We start from the raw sequence: 9,143 nt of genomic DNA, 5'->3' as shown, positions 1-9,143 counted from the left end.
CCCGACATCAGGCCACCCACAAAGATCCGGACACTCCCGATGCGGAGGAACAATTTGCCAAGAGCGTCCAGGTTGGCAAGGTACGATGGACCAAGATTGGCAGCGGGCGAAAGGCGGTCTACTACCGCTACTCCCAGCATGGCGACGATGTCTGGCACTTCAGTGGAAGCAGCAATGGATTCACGAAGTCTGGCAAGCCAGCATTCATTCCGGAGGATGATATTCGAATTTCCGTCAGGAGGGGATAGGTCGTGAAGTTCCTGACCAACGATGGTCGATTCGGCCTCCTTGTCACCCGCGTGACTGGCTCTGGCGTATCTCGATTTCAATTGATTGTCGCAGGTCGACTGATTGGCAATTCTGAACTATGCTTCGCCTATGGGGCTTTCGAGGAAATGGCGAGCCTCCCTCGGTTTTCCGACGAGAGACTTAGGCCGCCTTTCGAGAAGCAAGAGGCTGCTCTGTCGGCACTGGTTTCTGAAGAGAAACTTCATGATCCAGCTACTTTGTCCCTTGCGGAGTCGCTTGATCACTGGCTTGTTCAGGGGTTCATGTTTGAGGAAAGTGCCGTCATGGTGGCCCGACCTTACGAAGACGGGACCCCTGCAGAATCTGCACTGATTTCAATTGTGGGTCGCCGCGAGTATGCTGATGTTGTTGAAATGGCTCGGCATTATTGGGCTCAGGGGGATCGGCGTTTCCTGTCCGAAAGCTGGCAAGCGAAGATCATTTAATTCCGGAGAAGGGAAGTATCGGCCCGGCTAGTGGAGGGTCGGTCGGCCGGGAGTGGGGCTCGTCCTGGCGCGGTGGGTGCCTGCGCCGGATGGTTGTCCGGCGCCGAGGCAAGGGTCCCCAAGCCGGTCCAGGATGAACAGGACCCGTACTGCTGTCTGCCCTGAGGTTGGGGAGGGACTGATCGCCACGCCTGCCCTTTCCATCGAGTAGCCCGTAGCCGAGGAGTTTGCCAGCTGAGGGGCAAGTTCCATGACGATCAGCGGAATTTCCATCGCTGCCGGCCTATTGCTGCGCCTCTTGTGTGCGGCCCGTCCGGGCCGCGCCTCGGCTCGTTCGTCGGGCCGTGGTCTGCCCTCCTCGGCCCCGCCCCCGCGCGTCCCGCCTCCGGCCCGTCAGGGCCTCGGGATGGGTGCGCCAGTGCCAGGTGAGCGTCTGGCCCGGCGCGGTGCCGGCGTCGGCGCTGAGCTTGATTCGGCGATGGTGGTTGAGTCGGGTGCGGAGGGGTGCGGGCGCGGCGATTCGCACGGTTTCGTATGGCCCGGTCAGGTGCAGTTGGGTGGCGTTGCCGAAGGTGTGGGGCGCTGGGTCGCGCCACTCAGCCGTGTCGAGTCCGTCGATGAGTGGGAGTTCGACGTCCACGCGGAGGCCGACCGGGACCTCGCCGCGCAGGCAGGCGCGATCGCTCAGCGTGAAGTCGCCTGGGGTGGGTTCGCTGACGATTTTGGTGTGTGCGATGTCCGTCGTCCCGTAGTCGGAGGCGGCCGTCGACGCGGCGGTGACCGTGGACGGTTGTGCCCGCTGTGCCCGCTCGCGATGTATGGGTGTGAGCGGGAGCGGCGGGTCCTCGCCGAGCCAGAGGCGGAGTTGCGGGGGCTGGTGAAGCAGCGGGTGGCGCACGGACGTGTCGTCCGCGGCGAGCATGCCCGCACGGTTTCGTTGAAGCACCGTCATGTCCTTTCGGTGTGTCCCTCGCGGCGTCGGCGCTGTTCGCGGCGTAGCCGCTGCGCCTCGGGGTCGGCCGCTGGGGCCGAAAGCAGCAGCTGTTGGGTGTAGGGGTGGTCCGGGGTGGAGGTCACTCGGGCCGCTGGGCCGGTCTCCACGATGTCGCCGCGGTAGACCACGCTCACCCGGTGGCTGATGTGCCGGATCACCGCGAGGTCGTGGGAGACGAAGAGGTAGGCGACGCCGGTGCGTTCCTGGATGTCGACGAACAGTTGGAGTACCCGGGCCTGGGTGGACAGGTCGAGTCCGGAGACCGGCTCGTCGCAGACGATCGGGCGTGGGCCTGGGGCGAGGGCGCGGGCGATGGCTACGCGTTGGCGCTGGCCGCCGCTGAACTCGCGCGGGAGCCGTTCGGAGGCGTCTTTGGGCAGGCCGACCTGGTCGAGCAGTTCGCGGATCCGCGCGCGGGCGTCGCGCGGTTGGGCGCCTTGAACGACCAGTGGTTCGCTGAGGATGTCGCCGATGGTGAGGGCCGGGTTGAGCGAGGTGTGGGGGTCCTGGAAGACGACCTGCAGCTCGCGGGCGAGGGCGCGGCGTTCCCGGCTGCTGAGGTGGGTGATGTCCTGGCCGTGGTAGCGGATCCGGCCGCCGGTCGGCCGGACCAGGCCGAGGACGGCACGGCCGATGGTGGTCTTGCCGGAGCCGGACTCGCCGACGATGCCGAGGGTCTCTGCGTGACGTACCGTCAGGGAGACGCCGTGCAGCACTTCCTGGGGGCGGGCCCGGAAGCCGCGGCCCGGATAGGCGACGCGCAGGTCGGCGATGTCGAGCAGGGGCGGGGTCATGGTGCCTCCTGGCCGGTGGTGTCCATGGTCGTCTCCAGGTCGGCGCGGACGGTCGCGTCGTCGAGGATCGAGCCGAGCAGGGAAGCTGTGTACGGATGCTTCGGGGTGTCGAAGACGTCCGTCGTGCGGCCCGTCTCCACCACCCGGCCCTGCTGCATGACGGCGATCCGCTCGCAACTGTCGGCCACCACCCCGAAGTTGTGGGTGACCAGGAGCACCGCCATGCCGAGTTCCGCCTGCAGGTCGCGCAGCAGGTCGAGGATTTCTGCCTGGACGGTCACGTCGAGTGCGGTCGTGGGCTCGTCGGCGAAGAGCAGGGCGGGGCGGCCGGCGACGGCTGCGGCGATCAGAGCGCGCTGGGCCATGCCGCCGGAGATCTGGTGCGGGTAGGCGTCGAAGGTCCGCTGCGGGTCGGCGATGCCGACCCGCGCGAGCAGTGCGAGCACCCGCTCCCGTGCCTGCCGCCGGGGCATCGGGTCCGCCGCCCGGAGCCCTTCGACCAGCTGGGCGCCGACGGTGGAGGTCGGGTCCAGGTTCGACATGGGCTCCTGCGGCACGTAGGCCACCGACCGCCCGCGCACGGTGCGCAGTTCGGCGTCGGACAGGTCGAGCAGTTCCCGTCCGTCCAGCCGGACCGAGCCGGCGACGACGACGGCCTGGGCGGGCAGGACGCCCAGGATCGAGAAGGCGGTCTGGGTCTTGCCTGAGCCGGACTGGCCGACCAGGCCGAGGGTCTCGCCGGCGCGCAGAGACAGGTCGACTCCGCGGACGACCTCGCGCAGCTGACCGGTGGGTGTCGGGTAGGCGACGGTGAGGCCCTGCACGGTGAGCAGGGCACCGTCCGCCTGCGCAGTGTCGGCGGCGGTCGTGGGTCGGGCGGTCCCGCGCCTGTCCGCTCGCGCGCAGCTCCCGCGCCTGCTCCCGGGCACGCCCGTCCGCCCAGGTCACCACCGGGGTGAGCGGACGCATCGCGGCGTCCAGGCCGACCAGGCCGTGCATGGCCGTGCTCACCGCGATCCCGGCCACCGCAATCCCGGCGCAGGCCGCCGCGCAGTCGGCCACAGCCGTGTCCACCGCGGTGAGAATGGTCTCCGGGTCCTGCACACGCTGGCCCGGCGCGGGTCGCAGCATGCGGTACTCGCTCTCGGCCGTGCGGCGCCAGACGCCGTCCAGGCCGAAGGCCACGGCCTTGACCGCGGTGGTGCCGACGTGGAGCCCGATCACCACTTCCGCGGGAGGCGGCACGTCGGTCAGCTGGCCGCCCATACGGCGATCCTCTTGGTCAAGTCCGCCACGGCGGAGGCAAGTTCGTCGTCCCGAGCCAGCTCGGGAGCCAGGAGGGAAAGGACGGCGCGGGCGGCGTCGGGAACCGGTCCGGCGGCGAGGGCCAGGTCCACGGAGCCGTCGCGCACGGGTGCGCCGTGGCCGCGCAGATGCAGCAGCCAGGAGGCCACCACGGTGACCGCCGCCTCGGGCAGCCGCCCGGCCGCGCGCTCGGCGCGCAGCGTGGGAACGAGGCGGACCGGCAGCTTCTGCGAGCCGTCGGCGGCGATCTGGGCCAGCGCGTGGCGCAGCCGGGGATTGGCGAAGCGGGTGAGCAGCCGGCTCTGGTAGTCGCGCAGTTCGGACGCCGGGAGGGCGAGGTGCCGCGAGGCTTCGGTCCACCAGGCGAGCACGAGGCGCCGGCACTGCGGATCGGCCACCGCCTGGGCCACCGAGTCGTGTCCGCGCAGCGGGCCGTAGTAGGCCAGCAGCGAGTGCGCGCCGTTGAGCAGCCACAGCTTGCGCTCCTCGTACGGGGTCGCGTCGGGCACGAAACGGGCCCCGGCGTCCTCCCAACGCGGCCTGCCCGCAGGGAAGTTCCCCGCGATCACCCATTCGGAGAAGGGCTCGGTGACGACCGGTGCGGCGTCGTGCGTCCCGGTCGCCTCCCGGACCGCGAGCAGGTCCGCGTCCTCGGTGGCCGGGGTGATCCGGTCGACCATCGTCGTCACCCAGGACGCGTGCCCGACGGCCGCGACGAGGTCCGGACGGCCCGTGGCCGCGGCCAGGTCGGCGACGACCCGTGCCAGCGCCTGCCCGTTGCCCTTCAGGTTGTCGCAGGGCACTACCGCGACTGGACCGCCACCGGCGCGGGCGCGCGCGGCCAGGCCGGCCAGGATGCGGGCGGCGGCCGTGCCGACCGGGGCCGTGACGTCCGAGCGCAGGGCGGCGATGTCGGCGGCCACCTCAGCCCGGTCGCTGTCGAGCCCGCCGTCGGGGCGCCGGGTGTAGCCGGCCTCGGTCACCGTCAAGGTGACGACGGCCAGGGCGGGATCGGCCCAGTAGGCGAGCCAGGCGGCGTGGTCGCCGCCCGCGTGGGTCCGGGTCAGCGCGCTCACCACGTCGTGGCGGTCGCCGTCGGGGCCACGCGTGACCAGCGTGTAGAGCCCGTCCTGGGCCGTCAGCCGCTCGGCCAGGTCCGCGCTGCGTCCGCAGAAGGCCGCGATGCCCCAGGCGTCCGCGTCGCCCGCGTGCTCGGTGTACCAGGCCTGGTGGGCGCGGAAGAAGTTGCCGAGGCCCAGGTGCAGGATGCGCACCGGCGCGGCCGGGCGGCCGTCGCCGCGGGACCGGGAGAGCGGGGGGCTCGCGGGTTGACGGGGCGTCACAGCTTGAAGGCCTTCCGCGGGTTGACCGCCACCAGGTCGGCGGCCGTCTCGAACGCCTCGTCCTCGTCCAGGCGGTGCTCGGCGACCAGTTCGGCCAGCACGCCGCAGTCCAGGCGCCGGGACATGTCGTGGCGGGCGGGGATCGAGCAGAACGCGCGGGTGTCGTCGACGAAGCCGGAGGTGCGGGTGAAGCCCGCCGTCTCGGTCACCGCGCGCCGGTAGCGGCGGATCGCGTCGGGCGCGTCCAGGAACCACCACGGCGCGCCCGCGTAGACGGACGGGTAGAAGCCCGCGAGCGGGGCGATCTCCCGGGAGAAGACCGTCTCGTCCAGGGTGAACAGGACCAGCCGGAAGCCGGGATGGGTGCCGTAGCGTTCCAGCAGGGGCCGCAGGGCGTCGGTGAACTCGACCGGGATGGGGATGTCGTGACCGGTGTCCGGCCCGAAGCGGTCGAACGTCGGCGTGTGGTGGTTGCGCCGCACGCCCGGGTGCAGCGTCATGGCCAGCCCGTCCTCGCAGGACATCCGCGCCATCTCGCCGAGCATGTGCCGGCGCAGCGCGGTGCACTCCCCGTCGGTGGCCTCGCCCTTGAGGGCTGCGGCGTAGATGCGGGCGGCGTCCGCGTGGGGCAGCGGGTCGGTGCGGACGTCGGCGTGGCTGTGGTCGGCCGAGGTCGCGCCGTGCTCGACGAAGTAGCGACGCCGAACCTCGAGGGCCTGCACGTAGCCGTCGAAGTCGCCGGTGTCGGTGTTCGCGGCCTCGCCGAGCCGGGCAACGGCGGCGGCCCAGTCCTGCCCGGCGGGTTCGAGGTAGCGGTCGGGACGGAAGGTGGGGATCACCCGTCCGTCCCAGTCGTCGTCGGCGGCGAGCGCACGGTGGGCGGCCAGGTCGTCGCAGGGATCGTCGGTGGTGGCGAGCACTTCGATGCCGAAGCGGCGGAACAGCGCCCGCGGCCGGAAGTCCGGCTGCGTCAGGCAGGCGGCGATCCGGTCGTAGATCCGGTCGGCGCTGTCGGCGCCCGGCCGCTCGTCGACGCCGAAGATCTCGGCCAGCTCCGACTCCAGCCAGTAGCGCACCGGGGTGCCCCGGAAGACGGCCCAGTGCTCGCACAGCCGGCGCCACACGCCGCGTGCCTGATCCTGCGTCAACCGGCCCTGCCCGACGCCGAGTTGGGCCAGCGGGACTCCGGCTGCGTGCAGCAGGCGGGTGACGTAGTGGTCGGGGGTGATCAGCAGCGTGGCCGGGTCGGTGAAGGGCTCGTCGTGGACGAGCAGCAGCGGGTCGACGTGCCCGTGGGGGGAGAGGATCGGTGCGGACCGGACACTCTCGTAGAGCCGGAGAGCGAGGTCGCGCACCCCCGGATCGGGCGGCAGCAGGCGGTCGGGGTGCAGTCGGAGCGGAACATGGCGGTCGGGCATGGACGGGAGTCTCCTCAGCGGCCGGAACTGCTGGCAATCGGTTGCCGTCAGTTGCCGTCGGCCCTTGCGGCGGCACGGTCCGCGTGATGCGCTGCGGGTCATGAACCACAGGACTGCCCCGAGCCGGACCGACCACCCCGCCGCCGCTCTCGTCGGCGGACCGGGCACGGTCCTCGCCGAGGACGAGGTGACGGCCTTCGTCGAACAGCAGCTGGCCGCCGTGGACCTGGACGGACGCAGTGTCTGCGTCGTCGTCCCGGACGGGACCCGCAGCTGCCCGCTGCCCCTGCTGCTCGGCGCGGTGCACCGGGCGCTGCACGGGCGGGTGAGCCGGCTGACGGTGCTGATCGCCCTCGGCACCCACGCGGCGATGGGGGAGGCGGAACTCGCCGCCCATCTCGGCTACGAGGAGCAACGGCTCGCCGACCGCTATCCGGGCACGACCGTGCTCAACCACGCCTGGTGGCAGGAGGACACCTTCGCGGACCTCGGCACGATCCGTGCCGAGCGGGTCGGCGAGCTGTCCGGGGGACTGCTGCACCACCAGGTGCGGGTGCGGCTCAACCGGGCGGTGGCCGAGCACGACGTCGCCCTGGTGCTCGGACCGGTGTTCCCGCACGAGGTGGTCGGCTTCTCGGGCGGCAACAAGTACTTCTTCCCCGGTGTCGCCGGCGCGGAGATCATCGATCTGTCGCACTGGCTCGGTGCCCTCATCAGCAGCGCGGAGATCATCGGCACCCGCGGCATCACGCCCGTGCGGGCCCTGATCGACGAGGCCGCGGCGCTGATCCCCAGCCGCCGCCTGGCGCTGTGTCTGGTCGCCGAGTCCGGCTCCGGCGCGCTGCACGCCGCCGCGTTCGGCACCCCCGAAGCGGCCTGGGCAGCAGCGGCCGAGGTCTCCGCCGAGACCCACGTGCGCTACCTGGAAGCGCCGGTCAAGCGGGTGCTGTCGCTGATGCCCGCCAAGTACCAGGACGTGTGGACCGCGGCCAAGGGCTTCTACAAGCTGGAGCCGGTCGTCGCCGACGGCGGGGAGGTGATCCTCTACGCCCCGCACGTCACCCGGCTCGCCGAGATGCACCCGGAGATCGAGCAGATCGGCTACCACTGCCGGGACTTCTTCACCGGCCAGTGGGACCGGTACAAGGACCTGCACTGGGGCGTCCTCGCACACTCCACCCACCTGCGGGGAGCGGGGAGTTGGGATCCGGTCCACGGCGAGCGCTGCCGCGTCACCGTCACCCTGGCCACCGGCATCCCGCAGGACATCGTCCGGGCCGCGAACCTCAACTACCTCGACCCCGCCACCGTGGATCCGGCCGCCTTCGCCGCCGACCCGGACACGCTGGTGGTGCCCCAGGCGGGCGAGGTGCTCTACCGACTGCGGAGCAACTGACCGTGCGCGCGGCATGGATCGACGCGGGCGCGGGCGTGGCGGGCGACATGCTGCTCGGCGCCCTCACCGACGCCGGAGCCCCGCTGGAGGCGGTGCAGCAGGCGGTGGACGCGGTGGTTCCCGACACCGTGCGGCTGACGCCGGAACAGGTGACCCGCGCCGGGCTGCGGGCGAACCGGATGCACGTCGACCTCCTGCGGCCGGACCAGCCGCACCGCACCTGGGCCGCCGTCCGCGAACGCCTGGAGGAGGCGGAACTGCCGGACCGGGTACGCGCACGCGCTCTGGCCGTCTTCGCCCGCCTGGCGGCAGCCGAGGCGCGGGTGCACGCAGTCGCGCCCGAGCAGGTGCACTTCCACGAGGTCGGCGCGTGGGACTCGATCGCCGACGTGGTCGGCGTGAGCGCCGCCCTGCACGCACTCGGCGTCGAACGGCTGACCGCCGGGCCGGTCGCGGTCGGCTCCGGCCGGATCGACGCGGCGCACGGATCATTGCCGGTCCCGGTGCCCGCCGTCGCCGAACTCGCCCTCGGCTGGCGGGTGTTCGCGGGCGGCAGCGGAGAACTGGCCACCCCCACCGGCATGGCCCTGGTCACCGCACTGGCCGAGGCCTGCGAAGACCTGCCCGTGCTGGACCTGGAAGCCGTCGGCATCGGAGCCGGCGGCCGTGACGTGCCCGGCCGTCCCAATGTGGTCCGGGTCCTGATCGGCTCGGTGGCGCAACCGCCCGGCGCGGGGCCCGACACAGGGGACCCCGGCGAGGCCGTGGTCATCGAGGCCAACGTCGACGACCTCGACCCGCGGGTCTGGCCCCTGGTCCTGGCCGCGCTGCTGGACGCGGGGGCCTCCGACGCCTGGCTCACGCCCGTGCTCATGAAGAAGGGCCGCCCCGCGCACACCCTCTCCGTGCTGGCCCGGCCGGACCGCGCCGAGGCGCTGCGCGAGGCCGTCCTGCGCGAGACCAGCACGCTGGGTCTGCGCGAACACCCGGTCCGCAAGACCGCGTCACAGCGCTGCTGGCGTGACGTCGAGGTCCACGGCACCCGGCTCCCCGTCAAGATCGGCCACCGCGACGGCCGGATCCTCCAGGCCACCCCGGAATTCGATCCGGTGGCCCAGCTGGCGCGGGAACTGGGCCTGCCGGTCCGTGTGGTGCTCGC

9 protein-coding genes and 1 pseudogene are annotated in these 9,143 nt (G+C 71.8%); 4 read left to right on the top strand and 6 right to left on the bottom strand.

Translation table 11 applies throughout. The features are described 5' to 3' along the window. Together ACFP3V_RS30820 and ACFP3V_RS30815 are read left to right on the top strand one after the other, a co-directional pair. Positions 1-248 (top strand): hypothetical protein (locus ACFP3V_RS30820; protein WP_380590799.1); only part of this gene is annotated, 248 nt, incomplete at its 5' end. 3 nt (positions 249-251) lie between these two features. Next, on the top strand, positions 252-734 hold the full coding sequence (locus tag ACFP3V_RS30815; RefSeq protein WP_380590796.1) for a hypothetical protein: 483 nt from the start codon (positions 252-254) through the stop codon (positions 732-734). Positions 735-1,017: 283 nt separating this feature from the next. Here the strand turns inward: ACFP3V_RS30815 and ACFP3V_RS30810 are convergent, their stop codons facing one another. The 6 genes and pseudogenes from ACFP3V_RS30810 to uxaC all read right to left on the bottom strand — a co-directional run bounded on the left by ACFP3V_RS30810 (position 1,018) and on the right by uxaC (position 6,588). Next, positions 1,018-1,680: a hypothetical protein gene (locus tag ACFP3V_RS30810; protein WP_380590793.1), complete on the bottom strand. Its 663-nt coding sequence runs from the start codon at positions 1,678-1,680 to the stop codon at positions 1,018-1,020. Positions 1,681-1,682: 2 nt separating this feature from the next. Further along, entirely contained in the window at positions 1,683-2,522 is an 840-nt protein-coding gene (locus ACFP3V_RS30805) for an ATP-binding cassette domain-containing protein (RefSeq protein ID WP_380590802.1), read from the bottom strand. Further along, positions 2,519-3,346: an ABC transporter ATP-binding protein gene (locus ACFP3V_RS30800; protein WP_380590790.1), complete on the bottom strand. Its 828-nt coding sequence runs from the start codon at positions 3,344-3,346 to the stop codon at positions 2,519-2,521. The genes ACFP3V_RS30805 and ACFP3V_RS30800 overlap by 4 nt, the downstream gene beginning before the upstream one ends. A gap of 73 nt (positions 3,347-3,419) precedes the next feature. Next, positions 3,420-3,788: pseudogene (locus ACFP3V_RS30795) on the bottom strand (FGGY family carbohydrate kinase); the annotation flags it as partial. Beyond that, positions 3,773-5,170, bottom strand: coding sequence for a mannitol dehydrogenase family protein (locus ACFP3V_RS30790; protein WP_380590787.1), 1,398 nt, complete (start codon positions 5,168-5,170; stop codon positions 3,773-3,775). The gene ACFP3V_RS30790 and the pseudogene ACFP3V_RS30795, both read right to left, overlap by 16 nt. Continuing rightward, the gene (gene uxaC, locus ACFP3V_RS30785) at positions 5,167-6,588 is read right to left on the bottom strand and encodes a glucuronate isomerase (RefSeq protein WP_380590785.1); all 1,422 of its coding nucleotides are present in this window, start codon (positions 6,586-6,588) and stop codon (positions 5,167-5,169) included. The genes ACFP3V_RS30790 and uxaC overlap by 4 nt, the downstream gene beginning before the upstream one ends. A 100-nt stretch (positions 6,589-6,688) precedes the next feature. Here uxaC and ACFP3V_RS30780 point away from each other — a divergent pair, with 100 nt between their 5' ends. Together ACFP3V_RS30780 and larC are read left to right on the top strand one after the other, a co-directional pair. Continuing rightward, positions 6,689-7,984 (top strand): lactate racemase domain-containing protein, encoded by a 1,296-nt coding sequence (locus tag ACFP3V_RS30780; RefSeq protein ID WP_380590782.1) that lies wholly within the window; start codon positions 6,689-6,691, stop codon positions 7,982-7,984. 2 nt (positions 7,985-7,986) lie between these two features. Beyond that, the coding region (larC, locus tag ACFP3V_RS30775) for a nickel pincer cofactor biosynthesis protein LarC (protein WP_380590779.1) at positions 7,987-9,143 on the top strand (1,157 nt) is incomplete at its 3' end.

It is taken from the genome of Streptacidiphilus monticola (genome assembly GCF_042658505.1).
Lineage (GTDB): Bacteria > Actinomycetota > Actinomycetes > Streptomycetales > Streptomycetaceae > Streptacidiphilus > Streptacidiphilus monticola.
Note: the sequence above shows the minus strand (reverse complement) of the source record. Positions and strands in the feature narration are given on the sequence as shown.

Excerpts from the sequence above, each read along its gene's own strand:
- uxaC (WP_380590785.1), bottom strand. The coding sequence starts at position 6,588 with ATGCCCGACCGCCATGTTCCGCTCCGACTGCACCCCGACCGCCTGCTG.
- ACFP3V_RS30780 (WP_380590782.1), top strand. The coding sequence starts at position 6,689 with ATGAACCACAGGACTGCCCCGAGCCGGACCGACCACCCCGCCGCCGCT.
- ACFP3V_RS30805 (WP_380590802.1), bottom strand. The coding sequence starts at position 2,522 with ATGACCCCGCCCCTGCTCGACATCGCCGACCTGCGCGTCGCCTATCCG.